Source organism: Paenibacillus sp. 1-8 (assembly GCF_056316205.1).
This window is the reverse complement of the sequence record NZ_CM149995.1, coordinates 3827315-3853064: the sequence shown is the minus strand read 5'-3', so window position 1 is coordinate 3853064 and position 25750 is coordinate 3827315. Positions and strand designations below refer to the sequence as shown.

The 25750-nt window shown below is 45.0% G+C and carries 22 protein-coding genes; 13 read left to right on the top strand and 9 right to left on the bottom strand.

Annotated features, from left to right (window positions below; genetic code table 11):
- Positions 1 to 181: 181 nt before the first annotated feature.
- Together AC0WRU_RS17655 and AC0WRU_RS17650 are read right to left on the bottom strand one after the other, a co-directional pair.
- Positions 182 to 967 (bottom strand): hypothetical protein, encoded by a 786-nt coding sequence (locus AC0WRU_RS17655; protein WP_476125753.1) that lies wholly within the window; start codon positions 965 to 967, stop codon positions 182 to 184.
- A gap of 117 nt (positions 968 to 1084) precedes the next feature.
- Positions 1085 to 1642, bottom strand: a complete 558-nt coding sequence (locus AC0WRU_RS17650) for a papain-like cysteine protease family protein (RefSeq protein ID WP_476125752.1) — start codon at positions 1640 to 1642, stop codon at positions 1085 to 1087.
- A 603-nt stretch (positions 1643 to 2245) separates the two neighbouring features.
- Here AC0WRU_RS17650 and AC0WRU_RS17645 point away from each other — a divergent pair.
- The 4 genes from AC0WRU_RS17645 (at position 2246) to thrC (ending at position 7342) form a co-directional block, all read left to right on the top strand.
- Entirely contained in the window at positions 2246 to 2551 is a 306-nt protein-coding gene (locus AC0WRU_RS17645; protein ID WP_476125751.1) for a hypothetical protein, read from the top strand.
- Positions 2552 to 2991: 440 nt separating this feature from the next.
- Entirely contained in the window at positions 2992 to 4386 is a 1395-nt protein-coding gene (locus AC0WRU_RS17640; RefSeq protein WP_476125750.1) for a TldD/PmbA family protein, read from the top strand.
- 3 nt (positions 4387 to 4389) lie between these two features.
- Positions 4390 to 5733, top strand: coding sequence for a TldD/PmbA family protein (locus tag AC0WRU_RS17635; protein ID WP_476125749.1), 1344 nt, complete (start codon positions 4390 to 4392; stop codon positions 5731 to 5733).
- A 217-nt stretch (positions 5734 to 5950) separates the two neighbouring features.
- Entirely contained in the window at positions 5951 to 7342 is a 1392-nt protein-coding gene (gene thrC, locus AC0WRU_RS17630; protein ID WP_476125748.1) for a threonine synthase, read from the top strand.
- Positions 7343 to 7676: 334 nt separating this feature from the next.
- Here thrC and AC0WRU_RS17625 read toward each other — a convergent pair whose 3' ends face one another.
- Positions 7677 to 7850, bottom strand: coding sequence for an MFS transporter (locus AC0WRU_RS17625; protein WP_476125747.1), 174 nt, complete (start codon positions 7848 to 7850; stop codon positions 7677 to 7679).
- A gap of 338 nt (positions 7851 to 8188) precedes the next feature.
- On the opposite strand from AC0WRU_RS17625, the gene gdhA reads away from it, so the two are divergent.
- The 3 genes from gdhA (at position 8189) to AC0WRU_RS17610 (ending at position 10981) form a co-directional block, all read left to right on the top strand.
- On the top strand, positions 8189 to 9565 hold the full coding sequence (gdhA, locus tag AC0WRU_RS17620; protein ID WP_476125746.1) for an NADP-specific glutamate dehydrogenase: 1377 nt from the start codon (positions 8189 to 8191) through the stop codon (positions 9563 to 9565).
- Positions 9566 to 9890: 325 nt separating this feature from the next.
- Positions 9891 to 10283, top strand: a complete 393-nt coding sequence (locus AC0WRU_RS17615; RefSeq protein ID WP_476128670.1) for a MarR family winged helix-turn-helix transcriptional regulator — start codon at positions 9891 to 9893, stop codon at positions 10281 to 10283.
- A 44-nt stretch (positions 10284 to 10327) separates the two neighbouring features.
- Positions 10328 to 10981: a nitroreductase family protein gene (locus AC0WRU_RS17610; protein WP_476125745.1), complete on the top strand. Its 654-nt coding sequence runs from the start codon at positions 10328 to 10330 to the stop codon at positions 10979 to 10981.
- Between the two features lie 95 nt (positions 10982 to 11076).
- Here the strand turns inward: AC0WRU_RS17610 and AC0WRU_RS17605 are convergent, their stop codons facing one another.
- The 3 genes from AC0WRU_RS17605 to AC0WRU_RS17595 form a co-directional block, all read right to left on the bottom strand.
- Positions 11077 to 12219: a VanZ family protein gene (locus AC0WRU_RS17605; protein WP_476125744.1), complete on the bottom strand. Its 1143-nt coding sequence runs from the start codon at positions 12217 to 12219 to the stop codon at positions 11077 to 11079.
- Positions 12220 to 12226: 7 nt separating this feature from the next.
- Positions 12227 to 13570, bottom strand: coding sequence for an amino acid permease (locus tag AC0WRU_RS17600; RefSeq protein WP_476125743.1), 1344 nt, complete (start codon positions 13568 to 13570; stop codon positions 12227 to 12229).
- 310 nt (positions 13571 to 13880) lie between these two features.
- Positions 13881 to 15143, bottom strand: coding sequence for a VWA domain-containing protein (locus AC0WRU_RS17595; protein WP_476125742.1), 1263 nt, complete (start codon positions 15141 to 15143; stop codon positions 13881 to 13883).
- 189 nt (positions 15144 to 15332) lie between these two features.
- On the opposite strand from AC0WRU_RS17595, the gene AC0WRU_RS17590 reads away from it, so the two are divergent.
- Complete coding sequence (locus AC0WRU_RS17590; RefSeq protein WP_476125741.1) at positions 15333 to 17327, top strand: ABC transporter substrate-binding protein; 1995 nt, start codon at positions 15333 to 15335, stop codon at positions 17325 to 17327.
- Positions 17328 to 17444: 117 nt separating this feature from the next.
- Here AC0WRU_RS17590 and AC0WRU_RS17585 read toward each other — a convergent pair whose 3' ends face one another.
- Positions 17445 to 18497, bottom strand: a complete 1053-nt coding sequence (locus tag AC0WRU_RS17585; protein WP_476125740.1) for a 2,3-butanediol dehydrogenase — start codon at positions 18495 to 18497, stop codon at positions 17445 to 17447.
- Between the two features lie 340 nt (positions 18498 to 18837).
- Here AC0WRU_RS17585 and AC0WRU_RS17580 point away from each other — a divergent pair, with 340 nt between their 5' ends.
- Positions 18838 to 19875, top strand: a complete 1038-nt coding sequence (locus AC0WRU_RS17580; protein WP_025682849.1) for a LacI family DNA-binding transcriptional regulator — start codon at positions 18838 to 18840, stop codon at positions 19873 to 19875.
- A gap of 121 nt (positions 19876 to 19996) precedes the next feature.
- Entirely contained in the window at positions 19997 to 20647 is a 651-nt protein-coding gene (locus tag AC0WRU_RS17575) for a hypothetical protein (RefSeq protein ID WP_476125739.1), read from the top strand.
- A gap of 152 nt (positions 20648 to 20799) precedes the next feature.
- Here the strand turns inward: AC0WRU_RS17575 and AC0WRU_RS17570 are convergent, their stop codons facing one another.
- The gene (locus tag AC0WRU_RS17570) at positions 20800 to 21729 is read right to left on the bottom strand and encodes an AraC family transcriptional regulator (RefSeq protein WP_476128669.1); all 930 of its coding nucleotides are present in this window, start codon (positions 21727 to 21729) and stop codon (positions 20800 to 20802) included.
- A gap of 411 nt (positions 21730 to 22140) precedes the next feature.
- On the opposite strand from AC0WRU_RS17570, the gene AC0WRU_RS17565 reads away from it, so the two are divergent.
- The 3 genes from AC0WRU_RS17565 (at position 22141) to AC0WRU_RS17555 (ending at position 24623) form a co-directional block, all read left to right on the top strand.
- Positions 22141 to 22878 (top strand): SDR family oxidoreductase, encoded by a 738-nt coding sequence (locus tag AC0WRU_RS17565; RefSeq protein WP_444956465.1) that lies wholly within the window; start codon positions 22141 to 22143, stop codon positions 22876 to 22878.
- Positions 22879 to 23100: 222 nt separating this feature from the next.
- Positions 23101 to 23379, top strand: coding sequence for an ArsR/SmtB family transcription factor (locus tag AC0WRU_RS17560; protein ID WP_025682845.1), 279 nt, complete (start codon positions 23101 to 23103; stop codon positions 23377 to 23379).
- Between the two features lie 71 nt (positions 23380 to 23450).
- Positions 23451 to 24623, top strand: a complete 1173-nt coding sequence (locus AC0WRU_RS17555) for an MFS transporter (RefSeq protein ID WP_476125738.1) — start codon at positions 23451 to 23453, stop codon at positions 24621 to 24623.
- Between the two features lie 100 nt (positions 24624 to 24723).
- Here the strand turns inward: AC0WRU_RS17555 and AC0WRU_RS17550 are convergent, their stop codons facing one another.
- Positions 24724 to 25425, bottom strand: a complete 702-nt coding sequence (locus AC0WRU_RS17550) for a GNAT family N-acetyltransferase (protein ID WP_476125737.1) — start codon at positions 25423 to 25425, stop codon at positions 24724 to 24726.
- Positions 25426 to 25750 lie beyond the last annotated feature (325 nt).

Here is a 25750-nt window from a genome sequence, read left to right as displayed (position 1 = left end):
CAATTATGATAAAAATGATTTTCTTTTTCGTTAGAGAGACTTTTGCAATCCTTCTTATTTTCTCCTTTACAAATCAATGGATAGATTCAGTTAGTTGGACAGAAAAAATGAGGACTAGTAGAATGGAAGTGCCCTGACCACCCTCATCTAAGATAGCTGAACAAGCAAAGCCAAAATATCATTAAGAATTCCTTTTCTTTTTTAAGATTATAAAAATGGGGAATAATGAAATAATACCGAGAAAAAATAAGATTATTGGAACAATACTCGAAGCCTTCGAAGGCTCATTAAAATCGAATTGACCTGTTCCCATTATAACAGCTTCATCTTTGGTGGCTGGTCCAGATCTTTCCGCCTTCATTTCTTTTATTTTTTGGTCAAATAAAGATTTTGAAATTGTTTTATTTGAGCTAGATTCAATATTGTTAACGTTTTTTCCATTACCACTTAGATCTATTACACGCTCTCTTTCTCCTCCTTCAATAAGTAAAGCATTGATTCCATACCTTTCATCATCAATAAGTTTTACCTTTTCATTTTTTGAAAGAGTGGCTTCCGCTGCTAATAAAGAATTTTCAGAATTAACTCGATTACTAATACTGGATATCTTCCATGATCCAGTATTAGAACTTGCATAAATGGTTGCAACTTCTCGATCATTAGTCTTTAACGTAAAAATATATCCTGCAAAATCTATAGCGCTACTATATACATCATCAGTAACCTTATAAAAGGCAGTACCTGAACTTAATTGTGCATTTTCAAAATTTTCTTCCGCTTTAAGTTTATAATCTGATTTTACAGCATTTAAAGAATCAACATATTTCAGTTTGAAATCACTTTCTATGCTCGCTTTGATTTGAGCATCTGGAGTTGATTCATCAGATTGAGCAATGATTAAATTATTGAAGCTAAATAAAAGTATATTAAACATCAATAAAAACGATAAGATTAGCTTTTTTTTCATTGAATAGAGCCTCCCTGAATATAATTGAACTACTTTATTAACATGCTTTTGAATAAGATCGCATCTCAGACTAAGGCGAAGCCTAAGCTAACAATTCAGTAATATACTATTTGTAAATTAATTCACATATACATCACTCAAAGTATTACGCCAATCCCAAGAACTGTTGCTTACAAACTCGTTATAGTCTCTAACTGTGGCAGAACCATCACCTGGATTAATATAGTACACATTTTGTATAGATCTACTTGTATCTTGGTAGTATCCTTTTATAAGCAGAGCGTGCCCACCACCACTAGTCCAAGCGATTGCTGCATTTAAGTTCATATTTTTGTCAATGTTACTAATTATTTCCCCAAAAGAAACTTTAGAACGTATTGGTGTAGATTCTACTTTCCAATTAGCTAGCGCATTTTTCATATCATAAACAGTGCCTGTATTATTAACAGGAGATCCATAAATTTTAGTGACAATCTGTGATTGAGTTGCATTTGCTCCAAGATAATTAGCAAGCATGCTAGATACTGCTGCCCAACACCAATTTGATTTCTGCTGAACTTGTGCAGATACGGAGTTATTTTTGTAGTGTACATAAGCGAGAGCACTAGAGGCAAACAAGGAAAAAGAGAGTAATAAGCATGGAAGAACTAATAATAATTTTTTTCTGTGATTCATTTTCTTTCCCACCTTCGTTTTATTATTTATTTGGACAACATTGAAATAATATCCTATTATAACAATCGAAGTAAGGGATATCTTGTCGAATGAAAAAATATTGTAAATATCTTGAAATTTTGTTATCTTGATTCTGCAATATACTTCAGTGAAGTTTGTCCAATCGCTGTCTATTAAAGTGAAGGTATAATATCGGAGGCTACACGCATGACCAATTGCGAAAAAATAACCTCACCGAATTTCAAAAGTGAAATATGGATACTAGTTTTGAAAAGTAACATAATGCGTGTGATTATTAAGTATCTGTTAAGCTGTTTTAACAGCTCTTTTTTTATTTTTCTTTTCTCAACTAAATAAATCTGCTTGAACAAATTCAAGCAGAAAAAGTTTTTAACCTTCTCGTATACCGGTGATTAAGTCAAACGGTGATGATACCAAGCGTGATTGACAACGACTATTTTCTCATTTCCGAAAATTGTTTCCTTATATCTTTCATAGTGAAGTATTCCAGGTCACTTCCCATGATCATTTCAATGTTACGTATCCACGTACCACATCTAACATCATCCTTTGCTACACTTTGAATAAAAAGGAGATGATAACTTGGATACTCAACTCAAGATACTAAAGAGCGTGGAACATACAAACCCATCTGAAAATACGGCTGAGCAATACGAGAGCTTGGTACAGCAGGAAGACGAACACATAGAGAGACTTAAAACATGCACAAAGCTCATTTTGGATGCGCTAACTATTATTTCTCAAAAGGCAAGCGTACTGCACATGGAAACCGTCAAAGAAGCAGCAGACCATCTTCATATCATGGAACTGGATTTACGAAGAGAACTGTTTAAAGTTCGTTTGAAAAAAAGTATTTTGGCGAACAAAATGAAGCAAATTCAAGCATAGCTGCGTAGGGGACCGGATCGTTCTGAAGAAGCGGAGCGTTCAGCTGAAAGCTTTCTATGAGAAAGCTGCTTTGTTAGCATAAACCGCCACCGGGTTTTTACGTTAAAATATAATCAAAAAAATCTGGGGCAACAGCGATCGGAAGAATGATTCGTTCACGTAGCGCCTCACATGCACATACGTTTTCAATCCAGCCACTAAATCTTTTTTCAATGAAGAAACCCGACATGACCCTTCACGGTCTAATCGGGTTTTTCTCATTTCAATCCCTCCATCCCCGCCCATAAATCTCCACGCCCCTCCCAACACCGCCACCCAGATAGTTACACCCACTCCCAACATCATGTATAGTAAAGTTATGGGAAATAAACATGAACCCGCAATAATCAAGAACGCTTAACCGTACAATATAAAACATGGCAAAAACAAGGAGGAACGTGATGATACAACCAACACAGATTCAGGATATGTTGCAAGCCGCACTGGAGACGGGCGGAGATTTTGCAGAGGTGTTCGTTGAGGACCGTACCAATGGACAACTGGGCATGACTGGGGGAGTCGTGGATACGGCGTTATCAGGCCGAGATTTTGGGATTGGTATTCGGATCATGAAGGAGCATTTCTCGGTGTATGCCTACACCAGCGATATGAGCGAACAGAGCTTGATCCGACTGGCAAAATCGGCAGCCAAGGCCATTCGCGGAGGTGGAGTGCCAGGTACACACACCATTACACTCCATCCCCATGCTATCCCTAACCAACATCCGATTGCGATCATTCCTGACGGTTCACAGAAACACGCCAAGATCGACATGATGAGACGGGCGCATGAGGCGGCAAGCCAGTACGATCCTTCCATCACGCAAACCTCCATTGGGATTAGCAATTCGATCCAAAACGTGCTGATCGCCAATAGCAACGGGCTGTTGGTGGAGGATAGCCGCACGTATACACGCATGAGAATAAGCGCGATTGCGACCGATGGGGACCATAGACAATCTGGTTTCCGTGGGCCGGGAGCGTATGCAGGGACTGAATTCCTGGAGAATCTGAATATTGAAGAAAATGCGAGACACGCCGCTCGTATTGCGTCCACGATGGTCAAAGCGGGATATGCGCCTAGCGGTAGACTACCCGTCGTGATTGAGAACGGCTTCGGCGGCGTTCTTTTTCACGAGGCGTGTGGACACGGGCTGGAATCTACGGCGGTGGCCCATGGAACCTCCGTGTTTGCCAATAAGATCGGGCAGCAGGTGGCTTCGCCGCTTGTCACGGCTATAGATGATGGAACGATTCAGAACGCGTGGGGCTCGCTCAATATAGATGATGAAGGAGCGCCGACACAGCGCAACGTACTCATCGAGAACGGCATTTTAAAAGGATATCTGATCGACCGCATGGGCTCGCGCCAGATGGGTGTACCTGCGACAGGGTCAGGACGAAGACAATCCTATAAATTCGCGCCTGCATCCCGTATGAACAATACGTTTATTGCGAACGGGGATTCGACCCGTGAAGAAATCATTGCCAATACGGAGTATGGGATCTATGCCAAATCGTTAGGCGGCGGTTCGGTGAATACTTCGACGAGCGAGTTCAATTTTGCAGTCGAAGAGGCGTACATGATTCGCAATGGTAAAATTGCCGAGCCGGTCAAAGGCGCGACGCTGATCGGCAAAGGGATTGAAACCCTGCAAAATATTGATATGGTCGGCAACAATCTGGATCATGGTCAGGGGATGTGCGGCTCGGTCAGCGGAAGTCTTCCGGTCAATTGCGGACAGCCGACAATTCGAGTGTCCGAGATGACCGTCGGCGGACGGAAGGGAGAATAGGCGATGAATATTCAGCAATTTCAGGAAGCGTTGTTCACGAAAGGTCGGGAAATCGGCTACGCGGATATGGAAATCTACTATGTAAATGGACGTTCTACTTCGGTAAAGGTACTGAAGGGAGAAATTGACCAATATACAATCGTCGAAAATGGTGGACTTTCCTTCCGGGGTGTCATTAACGGGAAAATGGGCTATGCCTCCACGGAGAAGCTGGAACCGGACGTGATCGACTTTTTATTGGATGAAGCACGCAGTAACGCGGGCATATTGGAGAGCGAGGAACAGGATGAGCTGTTCGCAGGTTCTGAGAGCTATCCTGAGCAGCCTGCCTATGCCTCAGCGTTGGCCGACACGGCTCCTGAGATTCTTATCGAAGCGGCGCTAGAAATGGAGCGCACAGCGCTTGCCGCAGATCCACGGATTGTGATGGCTCGGCATTGCTCAGTCAGCATTCGTGAAAATGAGGTTCTGATTGTGAATACAAAAGGACTGCACTGCCATCGTCGCAAAAGTCTGGCGACCGCTTATGTGTATGTGATTGCAGCAGACCATGACGAGACCGTTACCGGGGGCTGGCATGATTATTCTCTGCGGAGCGTGGAGGAGATCGATATTGTGGATGTGGCGCATAAAGCCGTAAAAGAGGCTGTTTCCAAGCTGGGTGCGCACACGATCCAATCGGATAACTATCCGGTCATTTTCCGTCATGATGCAGCAGCGCAATTGCTGGCTGCGTATACGTCGGTATTTTCAGCGGAGTCGGTGGATAAAGGCTTTTCGCGATTAGCTGGGAAACTCGGGCAAAAGGTGGCAAGCGAACATATCACGCTGATTGATGATCCGCTGATGGAGAACGTTCCCGCAGGCAGTACATTTGATGCCGAAGGCAGCGCAACGCACCGTAACGAGATCATCAAGGACGGAGAACTACGAACATATTTCCATAATCGCAAGACGGCCCGCAAGGCTGGGGTGCAGAGTACCTCTAATGCTTCAAAGGGCAGTTATAATGGTAAAATTGGTGTGTCGTATCATAATCTGTATGTGGAACCAGGCACCTCTACGTTGGAGGACATGATTCGCAAGACGGATCGCGGGTTGATGATCGTCGAGCTGCAAGGACTGCATGCGGGTACGAATACGGCGTCCGGTAATTTTTCGCTGGCTTGTCTGGGATACTGGATTGAACAGGGGCAAGTGGTCAGAGCAGTCAATCAGATTACCGTATCGGGCAACTTCTTTGATGTGCTGCAGCAGGTAGAGGAAGTTGGCAACGATTTGCGTTTTACGGGAAGCTGCACATCCCCTTCGCTCAAGCTGGCTGCACTCTCGATTTCAGGCTCCTAATCACTGGAGCAGCCTTCTTCTTTCCAGACTCACGGGCTGTTCCTAACGTTCCGATTGCCTAGCGATTACAGATGCCTGATGCATCAGGGTATGGTAAAGTAGGAGAAAGTCTTTGAAATATGAAAAAAAAGGCTTGGTTACAGCACCGCGACAGGGTATTATAGACAATAATATATTCGAAAAAAGGTTCGAATTGAATTTTTATTGGGGGATGTATATGAGATATATAAGCACTAGAGGTCGAGTAGAAGCCAAGGGATTTATTGATACCGTACTCATGGGGTTAGCTGACGATGGAGGTCTGATGGTACCGGAGCAGATTCCGACCGTGTCGGCAGCTACTTTGGAGCAATGGGCAACATTGAGCTACAGAGAGCTGCTGCTGGAAGTTTTTGCGCTGTATATTAATGATGAAATTCCTCGTGAAGATTTGGAGCAGCTGGTGGAGCGCAGTTATGCGAGCTTCCGTCACCCGGAAGTTACGCCAGTGAAGAAGATCGACGATTCCCTGTCTATTTTGGAGCTGTTCCACGGGCCTACGTTTGCGTTCAAGGATGTGGCACTGCAATTTATGGGTGAGTTTTATTCCTACGTGTCCAAAAAGCAGAATGAGATCATTCACATTTTGGGTGCAACCTCAGGCGATACCGGGGCAGCAGCCATTCAGGGCGTGCGTGGCAAGGAAGGCATCAAAATCTGTATTTTGCATCCACACCAAAAAGTGAGCAAGGTACAAGAGCTGCAAATGACGACGGTTGACGATGAGAATGTACTGAACCTGTCCGTAAAGGGGAACTTTGACGATTGCCAAAAAGTTATTAAGGACCTGTTTGCCGATCTGGATTTCAAAGGTAAACATCATTTGCGGGCGATTAACTCGATTAACTTTGTGCGCATTTTGGCGCAAACCGTATATTACTTCTATGCCTATTTCCGGGCGCAGGAGTCAGCGGGTACGAAAAAAATCAACATCAGTGTGCCATCCGGCAACTTTGGCAATATTTTTTCCGGCTTTCTTGCGAAGAAAATGGGCCTGCCGATCCATAAGCTGATCATTGCAACCAATGAAAATAATATTTTGGAGCGCTTCGTGAAGACAGGCGAATACAAGCCGGGTGACTTCAAAAGCACATACAGTCCTTCCATGGACATTCAGGTGGCGAGCAATTTCGAAAGATACCTGTATTACTTCCTTGGAGAAGATGCAGCCAAGGTATCTGAATACATGAATAACCTCAAAACCGAGGGACGGATTGTGATCGGTGCAGAGGATTTGAAGCGCGTCCAGCAGGACTTTGAAGCGCTCGGTGCTTCGAATGAGCAGTGTCTGGAGCTAATCAAAAAATACAAAGCCGAGTACGATTATTTGCTGGACCCGCATACGGCTTGCGGTATTGCCGCGTATGAGGCGTATAATGGCGCGGACGAAGTATGTGTGACCTTTGCGACAGCGCATCCGGCGAAATTTGATGAAGCCATTCGTCTGGTGGACATCAAGCAGGAGTTCCCGGCGCAAATTGAACAATTGTTCTCCAAATCGCAGCATCAGCAGGTGGTAGAGCATGACGAGGCAGAAATTGTGCGTCAGCTTGAAGCCTTTTATGTGTAAAAGATCATCCTGACCACGACGAGTTATACCCTCATAGGATGTGAAAAAGAGGCTACGCCCTGTGCGGAGCCTCTTTTTGCACTTTGGCATTCTTGTCATATTCGTGGATCAGCTACCTAGGAGTCGCTTTCACACATAAAAGCAACGTTTCCGGTTCATGCTATGAAGCGGAATGATGATGACCATTTGGTGTATCTGACCCATGCCGTCGTCCATAAATTCTCATTAAAATCAGGCCAAACACCATCCCAATAAAGGACACGCAGAAATGGAGATAATGGCGAGCTCTTTCCCTGTACGCAACCACCAGAAGCTAAGAGCGAATACCACGATTTCACTGGCCCGGCTGGGTGATGATGGTGATAAAGCCGCCGGTGCCCGTGATCATCCCGATTTGGGCAGGGTTTAATCCTTGCTCGTTCAGATAAACGGGGAGGAAGGGTACAAAAATCGCTAGCAGGGCAAAATATAAAAAATTGTATGCCCGCAAAGGAACGGAAGAATTCATAAACGGCGTGACCTCGCTCTGATTTGAGATATAATTTCATTTTGTTCACATTATTGTACCATGTAGAGTAAGGTATATATATCCTTACTTATCTTGAAAAAAGCCTGTAAATCAAGGGATTTTGGTTTAATAATATGACAAGGAATGATAGATTCATAGAGATATTTGATGAAGGGGCCAAAATTTTTTTATGAGTAAATTTGATGTATTTTTATTAAAAATCATGTATAGTTAACTAAATTTTATGAATACATAAAATCACACTCTCAAGAATACGGAATGAATCCGTTCCGTTCTCTCAATAGAGCAACCAAATATAAAAGGAGTGTTTTAGAAAAGTGACCATTATCCGTTCAGAGCAGAGTCAACAGGCAGCAGCCGAATATGTGCAGTCCGTTTTTGAGAAGGTTATCGCTCGCAATCCTCATGAGAATGAATTTCATCAGGCCGTCAAGGAAATATTGGATTCGCTGGTTCCGGTACTGGCTAAGCATCCCAAGTATATGCAGCAGGGGCTTTTGGAACGGCTTGTGGAGCCGGAACGGGTTATTACCTTCCGTGTGCCTTGGGTAGACGACGCAGGGAACGTACAGGTCAATCGCGGCTTCCGAGTACAATTTAATAGTGCCATCGGTCCTTACAAAGGTGGAATCCGTTTTCATCCGTCTGTGTATCTGGGAATCGTCAAATTTTTGGGTTTTGAGCAAATTTTCAAAAACGCCCTGACAGGTCTTCCGATTGGCGGCGGTAAAGGCGGCTCCGATTTTGATCCCAAAGGGAAATCAGATAACGAAGTCATGCGCTTTACACAAAGCTTCATGACCGAGCTGTATAAATATATTGGCCCGGATACCGACGTTCCGGCAGGAGATATTGGTGTAGGCGGGCGTGAGATCGGTTACATGTTCGGGCAATACAAACGGATTCGCGGGGGACATGAAGGCGGCGTCCTCACAGGTAAAGGAATTCATTACGGGGGCAGTCTTACACGTACAGAAGCGACTGGATACGGTTGCGTGTATTTTGTAAATGAAATGCTGCATGCCCAAGGCTCGTCCTTTGAGGGTAAACGTGTGGTCGTGTCGGGTTCGGGTAACGTATCCATTTATGCGATTGAAAAAGCACAGCAGTTCGGCGCTACAGTCGTTGCCTGTAGTGACTCGAATGGCTACATCTATGATCCGGCCGGCATTGATCTGAATCTGGTGAAGCAGCTTAAAGAAGTGAATCGACTGCGCATTAGCGAGTATACCAAAGAGCGTCCGGGCGCAATATATACGGAGGGCTATTCCGGTATCTGGTCGATTCCATGTGATATCGCACTGCCATGCGCCACACAAAACGAAATTGACGAGCACGCAGCACAATTGCTGGTGAGCAATGGCGTAAAAGCAGTGGGTGAAGGTGCGAATATGCCATCCACGCTACAGGCCATTGAAGTATTTTTGGGCAATGGGGTGCTGTTTGGGCCAGCCAAAGCGGCAAATGCAGGCGGGGTCGCGGTTTCCGCGCTCGAAATGTCACAGAACAGCATGCGCCTGTCATGGACCTTTGAGGAAGTGGATGCCAAGCTGCATGATATTATGAAGAACATCTATGCGAATAGCGTGAAGGCGGCTGAGGAATACGGCGTACCTGGGAATCTGGTTGTAGGGGCGAACATCGCCGGATTTGTTCGTGTGGCAGATGCTATGCTGTCTCACGGCATCATTTAACGGATGGAAAGAGCAAGAGAAGCTGAATAGCGTTGTCTGTATGGCTCTCCAGATCTGCTATTGTATAAGTGGAGTGTATGAGTTATCACATAAGTAAGCTATACAAGAAGAAGCTGAGTGCCCCTTGCGGGGGTGCTCGGCTTTTATTTGATAAGAGTCACTTTATTTTTCACAGGGGCTTGATTTATATTCAAAGAGGATGTATATTACTTGATAGATCAATAATTGATAGATCAAAGGTTGGATCGTCAAGCCCAGTGACATGCTTAAGGGAGGAGAGATTGCAATCACCCAGACATCACCCGAGGCTGACTATATTTTTGACATGCTGTTGCTGTTGAGCAAGCAGATTAGCTCCAAGTTTGAGCGTAGTGCAGGAGTCAGTGCATCCAGATTACAGTTATTGTGCAAGTTGTATCAGGTGGATGAGATCAGCCAGACCTTGCTGCAAAAAGAGGTTGGCATCGACGGTGCAGCCGTAACCCGCCATTTGAAGCAGCTTGAAGCGACAGCGATAGTCACACGACGAACCAAGCCGGAGGACAACAGGGTTACGCTGGTTAGTCTGACCGATTATGGACGTGAGCGTATTATTACTTTTAGACAGGAACGCTCGCAGTTTGTGACCCGGTTGCTCCAAAGCTTCGACGAGGCCCAGCGGCACCAGCTAGCCGATATGCTGCAAGTTATGAATGGTCATATGTCCGATATGGACTGACCCCAATTACATTTTACCCATAGGGTAAACAAGGAGAGATTTGAATGAGTAATACGAACACATCCAATATTGTTAAAACCAATGATTTTAAAGAAATCGCACTGGGCCGTCGTTCTGTAAAAGTATACGATCCGTCCGTGAAGATTAGCCGCGAGGAAATGACAGAGATTTTGACCGAAGCGACACGCGCTCCATCTTCCATCAACCTGCAGCCTTGGCGCTTCCTCGTCATTGACAGCCCGGAAGGTAAAGCAACGTTGGCACCCCTCGCGAGCTTTAATCAACGCCAAGTAGAGACTTCTTCGGCAGTTATTGCCGTGTTCGGGGATTTGAACAACTTTGATAATTTCGAGCAAATTTTCGGAGAAGCTGTTGAATTGGGCTATATGTCAAAAGATGTTAAAGAAATGCAACAGGAACAAGTAGGAGCCCATTTTGCGAAACTGGACCCAGCAATCAACAGGGAAACAGTTTTGATCGACGGTGGTCTGGTTTCCATGCAGTTGATGCTGGTGGCACGCGCTCACGGTTACGATACGAATGCAATCGGTGGATACGACAAGAGCAGAATCGCTGAAGCCTTTGGTCTTGAAAAAGATCGTTATGTGCCTGTGATGCTCATTTCCATGGGTAAAGGAATTAACAATGGTCATCCATCGACTCGTTTGCCCATTGATCAAATTGCACAGTGGAAGTAAAAGAAACGAGTTATTATCTATTCGCAATATAAAAAAACAGGCGGACAAAGGAATGTTCCTTTGCTTCGCCTGTTTTTTGCTGTCGTATCACTATATTAGCTTTCCGATGTATTGGCAGGTTCAGTAGCCTCAGGCAGAGGGCTACGAAGTCGCTTGGGCCATGTAATCCGGTGGGCAGTATGGCTAAGCTTCTCATAAAATAACAGGTCTTTCCTGAACAGGCGTATAACCAGATGGAAAAAGAAGCACCCGTTAATGACCAACAGTATCAGGCTGATCAGAACACTCGCCCATGGAGGGACTTGAGGCCAAAGCACGGGTCCACCCAGCACGTAATTCATCCCGAAATACAACCAGTACAAGAGGCTGTAGCGCTTCATGAGCTCCCACAGGGAAATACGTTTTCCTGCCCCCGCAAGATGTATACGCACCAGCCATTTTCCGGGAGTGCGTCCATTCGTCAGGTAAGGAATTAGCATGAAGTATACTCCACTGGATACCCAGAAGGCGGCGGGCACTTGGAGGTATTCCATAACACCTAGCAGACCTGTCCATATGATGGAATCCACGAAAAAGGCTACACCCCGTCTGGTATAGGACACTCGCTTGGTTGTGATGTCCAAATGCTTGTCCAGATGCTCCAGACGCGGGAGAAAACGCGAAAACCATTCGCCCAAAAGAAAGCCAAGCAAGCCGCCCAATGTATTTGCCATCAGATCGTCCACATCGAACACACGATACGCATGGTCAAAAAATCCGTATAGTCCTGTTAGCTGCGTCATCTCAAAGAAGAGGGAAAGGCCAAAGGACAGGATCAGACACCATCCCCACCGCGCACGGAAATAATAACGTAAGAACATACCGAAAGGCACAGTCATAAGAACGTTAAAAACGACCTGGAGAAAAGCGCGTTCCTTCAGCAAATGCAGATAGCTGGAGGGTTGGGAGGGAGAGACGGAAGTCTCCCTGATAATGTCGTGAATGAACTGCAAGGGCATTAGCTGCAATGCGCCTCCGGTTAACGCCGTATTATGACGCGATGCCGGAAGCGGCAAAATCACCAGAAAGAAAGCATTCATTAAGTATAAAAGCAACAGGTAAAGCAGCAATGCTCTCGTTTTATGGATATAACCATGCCTGCGGTACTGTACGATCAGAAAAGGTAGCGTAAACAGCAATGCGGCAAAGGGAAAGGCGAGAAAGGCATAAGAAACAGGAAACAGATACGCTTGAATCATGAGCTGTTTACGCCTGCTTTCTCCGGAACTTCACCAAAGACCAGATGATCAGAAATGCCATGAAAGCCACGCATACGCTGATACTGATGCGATTTTGCGGATCAAGCAAGAACAGGAATGCAATCACCCACAGGCATCCGACTGTTATCGCTGTGATATAAGGAAATCCCCATATTTTGAAGCTTGGCTCCACCGGATAAGATTTGCGCAGCTTCAACTGGGACAGACAAATACAACTCCAGACGAGCAAAACGACAAAGCCCGGTACGGCCATCAGAATACGGAACAGTCCGTCCTGATCAATATAAGCGACCATCGAACCGACAATCAGGATCACGGCACACCATTTGAGACTGTTCACCGGAACCCCATTCGAGGATACCCGCGCGAGTGATTTAGGACCTTCTCCGTTGACTGCCAGCGAATGCAACATACGTGTAGCCCCGTAAATCCCTGAATTGGCGGCAGACAGTACGGCGGTGATCAAGATAAAGTTCATGACATGGGCCGAGCCTTGGAGTCCTGCCGAAGACAGCACCTGTACGAATGGGCTGGTATTCGCATCCAGTTGATTCCAGGGAATCAAGCCGCAAATGATAAGAATCGGCAGCGTATAGAACAATATAACGCGAAAAATAAAGCTTTTAACCACCTTCGGAAGTACCTTTTCCGGATTTTCTGTTTCTGTTAACGTCAGACCAATCAGCTCCGACCCTCCGTAGGAGAAGGTAACCACCAGCAGCGCCGAGAAAATAGCCAGCCAGCCATTGGGGAGAAATCCGCCGTGCTGGACGTAATTGCTCAGATAAGGCGGGGTTTCAGTTGGGATAATGCCGAACAGGATACACCCACCCAATGCAATAAAGATGATAATCATGGCAATTTTAATACCCGCAAGCCAAAATTCAAGCTCCCCGAAACCGCCGACACTCAGCATGTTGACCACAATAATGAAGGCCGCACTCACTAAACTGAGTACCCATAAGGGAACGTCTGGTAACCAGTATTGAAGGAAGCTTCCCGCTGCAATGACCTCAATGATGCAGACGGCCAGCCACATGAAGCAATACAACCAGCCGATGATAAAGGACAGTCGTTCTCCAAAAGCTTTGCGAATAAAATCCTTCATATTCATGTTGGGGTAGACGGTAGCCATCTCGGCAATTGCGCCCATGACGACCAGGAGCAGGAGTCCAGCGAAGACATAGGATAGAATGACTCCAGGCCCCGCCAGGCTGATCGATTCGGTACTTCCTTTAAAAATACCGGTCCCGATGACTCCACCCATAGCCATAAAGGTAATATGCCTAGGGAGCAGTTTTTTGTGCAAAGTGGCTTCATTTGATTTCAATCTGAAATCCTCCTTCATAAAGTCAATAGCTTCAGCATAGCCCAAACAGGGTTGCTTCAATTAGGTTTATACTACATGAAAATATCCAATTAGGAAATGAAAGAAATAGGATTTGGCAAGGAGTTAACCATATATAATTCTACTATGACTAAAATGGGGGGGGATACCTGAAGAGAAATGTGTAGAAGAGCAGTTAAGAGGCAGAATGATGGCGCTGACGATTGCTCTATCTGCGGTCATTGTGCCTTTTATTGCTCTGCTTGGCGGATATTTAAGTGATCATGTAGGAGTATCGCATTGCGGTGAAGGATTAGCTCCGCAATATTCCTTTAGCCCGCACTTGCTTGAGCCAACCAGGAAACTCATTCAGCAGACGGTCGTACAATTCTGCGTCTGTCACGGAGTCAATGTCATCCAAGGCAAAGAAATCTGCATTATCCACTACGCGACCGCGCAGATTATCCAACTTTTGAAGGACTCCGAAATCAGCATGACCAAGACCAACAAATTGCCAGAAAATCGGAGTTTTCGAGCACTTGATCAGCAACTTTGATATTTTTTTCGTTTCATATACGCCACCGTCACTGAAAAAGATAATGTAGGTCGGGATTGTTTCATTTGGTACCTCTTTTGTATATTTTAAAATAATATCCTCTATCACTTCAGGCTCATTGTTACCAAATCCTATATTTCCGTATCCGATTTCTGGGAAATTTCGTTTTACGTAATTCTCGTAATCCCGTTCTGTGACGCTTGGAGCGCGTTTGGCTTTGTTCGCAAAAAACCATACGTCCATTTCACCGTCATCATCCATGCAGGCCGATACAGCCAGAACACGTTCGAAGGCTTTTTGCACGGTTCCCTTAGAGTACAGTTTCGCCATGGAAGCAGAAGCGTCTAATACAACCGCTACTCGTGCTTTTTCACGGTCTATCTGCTTCTTTTGGAGTGAAATTTGTACCTTCTGTTTAAGCAGATTAATTCTTCCATTCACAGGAGAAGGCCCCTTCACGCCGGCTTGATCAGCTGACGGTGCTGCTGGCGATTCCGTTTCCTCTACGGTGACACCATGAGCCTCGGCAAGCGGTTTCAGTCCTCCATTGAAACCGCGTCCAACTGCGCGGAGCTTGAAGCCAGATGTATGACGATATATTTCAGCGAATACGAGTGACGTTTCTTCGGTGGCCTCGGTAATACTATAGACGATATGTACCTGCATTCCTTGAACGGTCAATGTACAGCCAACCACATTGGCAAAAGTACCTGGACCGTCCAGTGTGGCGGCAAACACACATTTTTCCACTCCAGTTCGTTCCAGTTCTTTGAGCGCTATAGTAAACTCAGTGGTTTTATCATTCGGGCGCTGTAACCGTACATGGCCATGCGGGTCAGCGGGTTGATTGTAAAAAATGAAATAGTCATCTGAGGAAACCTTTCCGTTTGTTCCTACCATAAAACAGCTAACATCCAGTTCGGCTGGCGCATGCTCCCATGTAATTTTTACCCGCACTATCTCTTCTGTGCCTAAAGGAGCATTAGCTCCTGTACTTAATACCATTTTTGAACCACTCATGCTGTCAACCTCCTATGTATTTTAAATCTTGTATTATACAAATTGTACCATGGAAATGATTTATTCGCCTTGTTTCGAGCAGGAATTCGAGCAGGATTATTTGTCTCATGGTAGACGAAGTAGAAGATGATATATAATGAGGTTGGTTTGGAAAAATAGTATGGTATTTATGAGCGGAGGCTTTGACAAGTGAAGCAGGATCGGAAAAAGCAGACAGGTTCCCACACCGGGACGGGCAAGGGGCGTGAGGTTGAAGAGCTGAACAAGCTGTTATCCGTATGGCTCCATTCGTCGATCCGTGTCATGGATGTCCGGCACATTCGACTGGAGTCGGAAGAGCTGCTTCAACCGTATCGTCTTCCAGCGCATGCTTTTGTTTTTGTGCTACAGGGTAGCGTGCAATTGGCTGGTGATTGGAAGGATACGCCACATTCAGGGTACGTACTGCATGGCAGCAAAGGCTTTGAACTGAATATGAAACCCTCGAAATGCGGGATAGAATATATCCTTGTACTATATAAAGCGACTTCTCTATCGGGACACACGGTGTATAATCATCCTTCGCTAGCTCATGGTTTTGTACCGCTCTATCCGGTTATACTGTATCAAAAGCTGCAACTACTGGAGCACGCATGGCAGGATCAAGAGGCGCTATCCAAGATACAGGCTCAGGGTCGGTTCTATGATTTTGCATATGAATGTATGCGGCAATTGCAGGAACCGAAGGCTCGGACTTCCGCGCGGGATATCGTGACACAGGCGATTCGATTTATGCAGGTCCATTATGCGGAGTCCATAACGCTGGAACGTTTGGCCGGATTGTTGGAATGCAGTCCGAGACATCTGACCCGGTTATTTAAAAAACAAACGGATTGTAGCCCGATCATGTACTTGATCCAGCTGCGAATGGACAAGGCAAAGGAGCTTTTGCGGAAGACGGATGCCACTCTACAGGATATCGCTGCCAGTGTGGGGTACCCGGATGTCTATTTCTTTAGCCGGGCATTCAAAAAACATACTGGCGTATCCCCGGTTCATTATCGGAATAGCTTATATTCATCTGCTTTTGTGAGTGATACGCGTCTGGATAATCCATTAAGCATGTCTGAATGTTCCATTGATTCGATAAGTGGCGCCCTGCATACTGTTATTGAGGATAATAATCATTATCAAAATTATAATGAAGGGATTTTACGAATGAATAGAAACGCAAGGCATTCCATGGCATTTATTTTATTGCTTAGTTTTACCCTGTTGCTCAGCGCGTGCTCAGGCACATCCAGTCCTACGGGAACGGATGGCGCTTCGCAAGGGAACAATAATACATCAGCGGAACCAACATCACAGGAAAGGGTGCTGAAAGATGCACTTGGACATGAGGTGAAAGTTCCGGCTCAGCCTCAGCGTGTGATCGCTTCTTATCTGGAGGATCATCTGGTTGCGCTGGGTGTTAAACCCGTAGCCCAATGGTCGGTAGGTAAGAATTCAGTTCAAGGTTACCTGCAAAAAGAACTGAAGGACGTTCCTACCATCGCTTCAGATCTTCCGTTTGAGGCGGTTCTGAACTTCAAGCCTGATTTAATCATTATGGACAGTGCGAGCATGGTGGAAGGCGACAAATATAATCAATACTCTAAAATTGCTCCAACCTACGTGGTAGGCAGTAATATGAACAATGATTGGCGTCAAGAGCTGCTGACCGTGGGTGAGGTGTTGAATAAGAGCAATGAAGCGAAGCAGGCATTGAGCAACTACGACAAAAAAGCAGCAGAGGCTAAAGCCAAGCTGAGTCAGACGGTGGGACAAAAAACTGCGGCGGCATTATGGGTAACGGATAAAAACGTGTATGTCGTAAACCAGAATCTATCCAGCGGTGATGTATTGTATAAGGATTTGGGATTCAAGATTCCACAAGTTGTACAGGAGATTTCAAAAACGGCTAAGGCGAACTGGAGTAATTTATCGCTTGAGAAGCTGGCCGAGCTGGATGCGGATTATATCTTTATCGTGAACAGCAAGAACGTAAGTAAAGAAGATATTGTAAAAGATCCTGTATGGGCGGGAATTCCAGCCGTTAAAGAAGGCCATGTATACGATTTTGGTAAGGATTCCAGCTGGTTGTATACAGGTACAATTGCAAACAGTCAAATGATTGACGATGTTCTGAAAAATGTAACTCAGTAATCCAAACGGTAATCAAAAAACGCTACTCATCTTGACGACAGTATGTCGCAGGAAGGAGAGCGTTTTTTTATAAAGAAGATGCCTGCATAGAGCAGACATCTGAGTTTGCTTTTTAGATTAAGATTGCGGAGATACGAGGATTTTAACCTGATTTTTCTCTTTCAGCAGAGCTTCAAAACCGTGTTCAATCACTTCATCGAGCTTAATACGTTTGGTAACCAGCTTGTCCGCAGGGAAATACCCTTTTTCCATCAGGCTGATGACAGCCGGGAACACATCACGGTAACCGATAATACCGGTCATATTGCGCTCTTTCATAACGATGTTGTTAGGCTTGATTGGAGCTTCTTTTTCGAAAATGCTGACGATCATAATTTGTCCGCTGATTTTGGTGGACTCGATCGCTTGAGTCAGTACAGGAGGTACTCCAGTGACTTCATAGGCTACATCTACGCCGCCGTTAGTCCGTTTGTGCAGCTCTTGCACAACATCATAAGCTTTAGGATCAATAACGATAGCACCCAGCTCTTCAGCTTTAGCTTTACGTTCCTCCGAAAGCTCTACTGCATAAATCTCAGATGCGCCCGAAGCTTTCAAAGCTTCAATAACCAGCAATCCGATAGGACCAGCGCCAAATACTACGGCTTTGCCGCCGACTTTCAGTTGGCTTTGACGGACAGCATACAAAGCAACGGCCGAAGGCTCTACCAATGCGCCTTGCTCGAAAGATACGCTTTCTGGAATTTTGTGAACCATGTGTTCGTCGGCTGCGACATATTCAGAAAATCCACCGCCGCCGCCTGCCAGGCCGAGGAAGCCCATTTTATCGCAAAGATTATATTTGCCTTGTTTACATGCATCACATTCTCCACATGCAAAAATCGGTTCTACGACCACACGGTCGCCAACCTGAATCTTGGTTACACCTTCGCCGATTTCGACCACTTGTCCAGAGAATTCATGTCCCATGACGACAGGAGCCTTTTCACCAGTTAATGGATGAGGAGCATCTTGGGGAATGAAGATCGGTCCTGCCACATATTCATGCAGATCACTTCCGCAAATGCCGCACCATTCTACTTTGATTTTTACTTTTCCTGCCAGAGCAGCGGGCTGCTCAATGTTTTCCAATCTTAAGTCTTTTACTCCATGCCATCTCAATGCTTGCATGTCTGTCATCTCCTTGACGAATATATGATCATGTATTGTTATAAAATCAAATGAATTAGGAAACGTTTCCGAAAATTAATATGTCACAATTTTTACACATTGTCAAACCAATTTCATACAAAAAGCACTTGATTTTTGTGTGAATATAATCACTTGTGACTACGGTGCTATATTTGGCTCGTTACTTTATACAAAGAGATTTTGCGAATTTTTTAGGTGAAGCAGAGACAAGAAGAAAACGACTTCAATTTTTCGACACTCATTCTGTGGTATAATATTAATATTGAGACTTTATTGTGGAAAGTCAGAAAACGATTCCGTTCTTGAAAGGATTTTGGGCGTGACAGATCAAAAGAAAGTAACCATAGAGGATGTAGCCAAGCGGGCAGGAGTCGGTATTGCGACTGTCTCTAGAGCTATTAACGATAGTGAGGGCATCAGCCCAAGGACGAAAGCCTTGATTTTGCAAGTGATTGAAGAGATGGGGTTTTCACCCAACACCTCGGCGCAGAGTCTAAAGGTACGTCAGACACACCAAATTGCGCTGGCCGTACCAGATATCCGTAACGCGATTATTCCCGAGATCGCTTGGTCCGTAGAGCAGGCCGCCAAGCAGCATGGTTACCGTGTCGTGCAAATCAATACCGCCGGGAATGCCAGAATGGAGCTTGAAACGGTTCGTGAAGTTAAGAAGCTGCATGTAGACGGGCTCATCATTATGCCGCTGGCGTATCCCAAAATGTTGGTAGATCTGATTAACAAAGCCAGCGTTCCCGTGTCCATTATTAACTATGGCAAGAAGCTGGGCGAAGATGTTAAAGCGGATATCGTCAGTCTGGCCCGACAAGAGGGAAGACTCGTGATGGAGCATTTGCTTAAAATCGGGAGAACAAGAATTGCCTATGCAGGCGCTGCGAAGGACAAAATCGAGGAGAGATACTTCGCTTATGAGCAGTCTCTCCAGCATGTGGACCCTTCACTCGTTTATTTTGGCGATGATTTCTCCTTTGAGACCGGGCTGCGTGCAGCCGATTACTTTTACAGCTTGAAACATATGCCGGATGCTATTTATGCGGTTAACGATATGGTGGCAATAGGGATCGTCAATCGATTTAAGGATTTGGGTGTAAAAGTGCCGGATGAGGTTGCTGTAGTCGGTATTGATAACAATCTGTGGGCTACAGTAACGACCCCTCAGATCAGCTCAGTTTCTATAATGGGGGAAGAGGTGGCTCGGTTGGCTGCGGAACTGCTGCTCAAGCGGATTCAGGAACAGACACCTGGGGATTATGAGCGTGTGCAATTTGAGCCTCGTCTGATCGTGAGGGAATCGAGCGTCTCCGTGATCCGTAAGCCTACGGTTGGACGTGACGCGTAGAAGTCTAATGGAATCTTCCTATCGTTATAACGATGGATGAACGGTCGCAAGCGTAGTAGGCTATGGGTGGATTTTGGGCAATCATAACTACCATTGTTTGTTCGGATAGGAGAGTGAATTCATGTCAAAAGGTAGCGTGTTCGTTTCTGTAGCTTGTACTGCACTATTGCTGGCTGTAACCGTAGGGTGTACAACCAATCCGGTGGAAAAGCATGCTGACGCTGCGCCGCCGTCTGGAGCAAGTGCCGGGAAGCCCAAGCCAAGTGCAGCCAATACGCAGCATACCCGGCAAAGCAAAGAGGAGCTGGTGCTGTCCTTTTATAAGGATTCCTCCCTCAGTGATGAAGCGAAAGTACATCACATGACGGACCATTTGGCAGGTATCCAATGGGGGAAGCTGAACAAAATCAGTGAACATCTAAGCCTGGAAATCATCGAATATCTGTATAGGCAGCGCGCTTTTATTCCATCGGAAAGTTTTCCAAATGTGATCCGAGCTTCTGACGGATTGGATGGAGCTTTAAGCGAAAGCTATGCTGGTCTTATGGGAGATTTGTTTACAAGAGACAGAACTGCGATGACTCGAGCATTGGCAAATATGGACAAAACCAACCGCACACAAGGTATAGGAAGCATCGGGTATGCTCTCAGCTATAGAGAACTAAAGGAAGTCAAGAAAGAGATTCAACAATGGCAGGCAGGACAAAAGCTTACTACGGCAGAGAAGGAAGTCATTCGAGCCTTGTTCGTAAAGCTGGATAATCCGTATTGACGCTGAATGAGTGATGACCACGTGCATAGAAGTATATAAAATGACAGCTACTTCTCTTACCTGAGAAGCAGCTTTTTTGTGCTGTTTTTACATTCTGCCATTATGATTGGGATAAGAGTTAAGTAGGATCAGTAGTTCATCTAACAACTGGTTCAAATAGTCGGGTGATCTTGATCCATGCGCAAGCGCTTGATATCACTAATGGGAGGCAGGCCGAACAAGCGGGCGTATTCGCGGCTGAATTGTGAGGGACTCTCGTAACCTACCTGAAAACCGACATCTGCCGCATCCGCTGATTCGGATAACAACAGGCGGCGGGACTCTTGTAGACGTAATTGTTTTTGATATTGCATTGGGCTCATAGCCGTAACCTCTTTAAAATGACGATGTAGTGACGAAGGACTCATATTCGCTAGTTTGGACAATTCCTCAATACGTAACGGCTTATCATAATCCTGCTTAATCCGCTTTATGACTTCTGCAATCCGGTTTGAATGGCTGTCGGTCATGACCAGTTGTTTTAAGGATTCCCCCTGATTACCCTGTAAAATCCTATACAGTATCTCACGAATGACTAATGGAGCCAGCACCGGAACATCCTGCGGATTTTCCAAAAGATGCACTAGCCTTACCACGGCATCCAGCAGTAGAGAGTTAGTTTGGCTTACATACAAGCCTCGTCTGGAACCAGGCATTGGGCTTATGGGAAAAGCAGATTCCTTGATCAGTTCCAAAACCTGATGCGGATCAAAATTGAGCCGGAGACATAAATAAGGAGCTTCTGCTGACGCTTGAATGACCTGCCCGGAAATCGGCAAATCCACCGACACAACAAGGTAGTCGGATGTGCCGTAATGGTAACTTTCCCCTGCGAGCATCACGACTTTTCTGCCTTGTGCCACAATACATAAGGCAGGTTCATGGACTTGATGTATCGGAACGGTTGTATTTGAACTTCGGACGAAGTGAAGCGAAGGTATGGCTGTAGCGAGAACTCCGTCCTGATTTGAAAATCGTTCTATAAGCCTTGCCAATTCGGCTTGTTTTTCCATGGTAGAACCCTCTATTTTGGTTGCCTCCATCATGACACATCCCTTCTTTGCAGCGTAGCCCGATTTCATTTTTCAGTAGTTCATTACACTTCAAAATATACTTTGATTCCGACATGGATTTCATTACATATTAAGGGTCTTTGGAGGATTAGGCAATAATTTGCTCTGATTTTTCTACCAGCTCAAAACATTATCGTCTCATAATAAGGGTACAGAAACAATGCCAAATGAACAAGTGAAAAGGAAAAACAGCATACTAGCTGGTTCACTGTCCATGGCGATGGTAGAAAGAACATAATCCAGCCATTTGGATTGTGAAGGCCAATGAAGGTGACACAACAATTATTAAGGAGTGGAATAGTCATGGAGAGCAACAAAGCGGAAAAAAGTAATGTTATATATGGTTTTTCAGTCAATTTTTAAACTAAAGGAGGAATAAGCATGTTGGATATTAAAGGGAAAGTCGTAGCTATTACGGGGGCAAGCAGTGGGATCGGTGAAGCTACTGCCCGTTTACTTGCTCACCATGGGGCTCATGTGATATTAGGGGCCAGACGCACAGAGCGATTGGAGGCTCTGACATCCGAGATTCGTTCTAAAGGTGGATCGGCTGACTATCAGCAACTGGATGTGACTAGGAGGGACCAGATGGAAGCGTTCATTAAGTATGCGGAAAAAACATTTGGGCGTGTGGATGTAATTTTGAACAATGCGGGAGTGATGCCTCTTTCAAAATTAGAAGCCCTGAAGGTAGAGGAATGGGATCGCATGATTGATGTAAATATACGGGGCGTTCTGCATGGGATCGCGGCAGGGCTTCCCATCATGAAAAAGCAAGGATTTGGTCAGTTTATCAATATCGCCTCTATTGGTGCGTATAGTGTAACCCCGACTGCAGCGGTGTATTGCGCTACGAAGTATGCAGTTCGGGCGATTTCTGAAGGATTACGTTTGGAGGTGGGTGGAGATATTCGTGTGACGCTGATATCACCGGGAGTAACCGAATCCGAGCTTGCCGACAGTATTTCTGATGAAGAGGCCCGGCAAGGAATGAAAGAGTACCGTCGTATTTCGATTTCGCCTGATGCCATTGCGCGTTCCATTCTGTATGCCATGGAGCAGCCAGCGGATGTAGATGTTAATGAAATTATTGTCAGACCCACGGCAAGTCCGAATTAACGCCATGGCTTCCATGATTCCCCCTCTCTACTCAGATCATTTTTCCCTCCATCCTTTATGGATGGGGGATTATTTATAGGATGAGAAAGACCATCATTCACACCACAGAGTGTAAAAAAGCTGTACCTTTATAATAAACGGGTTTACTTTTACAAATGTTTGTGATAACTTTATTTCGACAAACATCGAAATTAAGACTGGAACAGAAGGGAGCCGAACAGGGTGAAAGATACGACGGAGATGCAGCAAGCTGTAAAAATATATAAAGCACTTGGAGAACCGACTCGTCTCAAAATAGCACTTTTGTTAAAAGAGGAAAGCCACCAATGCTGCTCCGTGCTGGGGGAGAAGCTGAACAGTGTAGCTATTTCAACGCTATCGCATCACCTGAAGCAAATGGCAGAGTCTGGGCTACTGACGTACCGTAAAGAGGGGACGTTTATTTATTACAGCTTGGATGTGGAAGCAGCGAAGAAATATGCCCCGTTCCTGATGACATAAATTTTTTTAGTCTTAATTTCGATATTTGTAAAAATATAAAAATACTATAAGAAAAGAGGCGTTATTTAAAAATGCAGAGTACGTGGAAAGTGTATATTTTGGCCATTGTTAGTTTTTTGGTAGGCACATCCGAATACATTATCTCAGGCATTTTGGATCAGATTGCGACAACCATGGGGATTACGGTGTCCGCAGCGGGCCAACTGATTACAGTCTTTTCTCTTGCTTACGCGATAGGCACGCCGATTCTGATGGCAGTAACCGCTAAATGGGACAGACGCAAGCTGCTCTTGAGTTCCCTCGGATTATTTGCAGTAGCCAATGTCCTCTCCTATGTTCTGCCAGGTTTTGGAATGTTTATCGCCGCACGTATTCTTATGGCCCTCGGGGCGGGGATGGTCGTGGTTACAGCACTGAGCATTGCTGCGAAAATTGCCCCAGCCGGCAAGCAGGCCAGTTCTATTGCTACGGTTACTATGGGTTTTACAGCCTCGCTGATTATTGGGGTGCCGCTTGGGAGAATGATATCTTCTGCATATGGCTGGAAAACCGTATTTCTCGGTATCGCTTTGACAGGAATTATTGCCCTAATTGTTATTGCTATGACGATTCCCCGCTTGAAAGGAGATCGACCTGTCCCCTTACTACAACAGTTTGCTCTTCTGAAAAAGCCTGAAGTTGCTTTGGGATTAGGCATTACCTTCTTTTGGCTCGGAGGTTATTCACTCGCGTATACTTACATCTCACCGTATTTGCTGAATGTATCAGGTGTAGGAGAGGATATGCTAAGCTCAGTATTGCTCGCCTTCGGAATTGCCAGTCTAATCGGGTCAAAAATTGGTGGGTACAGTGCGGATAAAAAGGGTATACCCTTTACATTATTAGGGGGTATGGTGTTGCACGGTATTTCCTTACTCTTACTTCCTTTTGCCGCTCATTCCCTGATCGCAGTATTTGCTTTATTGATCCTTTGGTCGTTCGCAGCCTGGACAACTGGACCTACTCAACAATATAATCTGGTCACACTTGTGCCTGAATCTTCCGGTGTGATGCTGAGTCTCAATCAGTCTACAATGCAGCTTGCTATGGCGGCCGGAGCCGGAATTGGCGGTGTAGTTGTTGGTCAGGTTTCGCTGTCTTCCATCACCTGGTTTGGAGCAGCAGGGGTCGGTATAGCTATTGTGGCTACGTATTTACTTACACGAAGATCCTCAGTTCAAACACAAGTGGGTGTTACGGAGTAAAGTGTATAGATAAGTGAAGAGGAGGCCCAGTGATGAAGGTGACATTGCGGCCTTCTTTGATTTGAATGAGCAATAATATGCTCTCTTGCAGTAAGAAGGCTTATTCAAACGCAATATCAGTAATTTTGCCGCTTTCCTTAAAACCGATATTTTTATAAACTTGATTGGAAACCGAATTTTTTAAATCTGCATATAGCATGGGTACTAAATGCTTATTTTTCAAAATGGAACATAGTTCGGATACTATTGCGCTGGCAAAACCTTTCTTTCGCAAATTAGGCGGGGTATACACAGCATTAATGCGAGCATGTCTCGGCGAGCGGTGAGCAATATTAGCCATGGACACAGGCATGTTATTTACAATCCAAAGATACAAATTTCCTGTCCCGATGGTCTCCTCCGCAACTGATATTTGACTAACCGGATCAACAGAACTGCCTAAAGCATCTTCTGAAAAACCAGCTAGAAACTGGGCAACTAACTGTACGTCCTCTGGGATGGATTGTCGGATCATTCCCTCAACGCCGGAGGGCTTTGTGGATTTAGGGCAGAAATAAGATTCCATGACCATGTGGGTATGTACCTGAGCAGCGTGACGTTGTGCGTAAGCATTTGTGAACTTCTCGACTATTTTGGCATCACCGCATACACCTGATAGGGTGGTTCCTTTTAGATAACACGTTTTGAGGCATGTTGACCCTTCTGACTCACAAATTCGATGGATCAAATTGTATCGAACTTCATCAGCCAAAAATTGATTTTGATTTAATATATCGTCGTTTGGGACTAGTAGCTCAATCATGACTCTGCCTCCTAAAAATGAGTTATGACCTAAACAAAAGTAGAAATCTATGCAGATTCAGTTTTTATATCTACTAGGATTTAAACTTCCGCGCTATAAGCTTCTTATTTTTTTGTCGCCAAATCCATTTTTCGATAAAGTTTTTTTCTTTTCTTTCCTGAAGTGTTTCCTTCATACCCTTAATAAGAAATTCGGATCTTCGCTTGTCGTTTCTGCTAATTTCCCGTAGTTCCTCAATAAATTTATCGTCCATGTCCGCATCTCCGTTAGTTCAGGATTTTCCAAATTGCTAAGCTAGATTATACAGAACATATGTTCCTTTTTC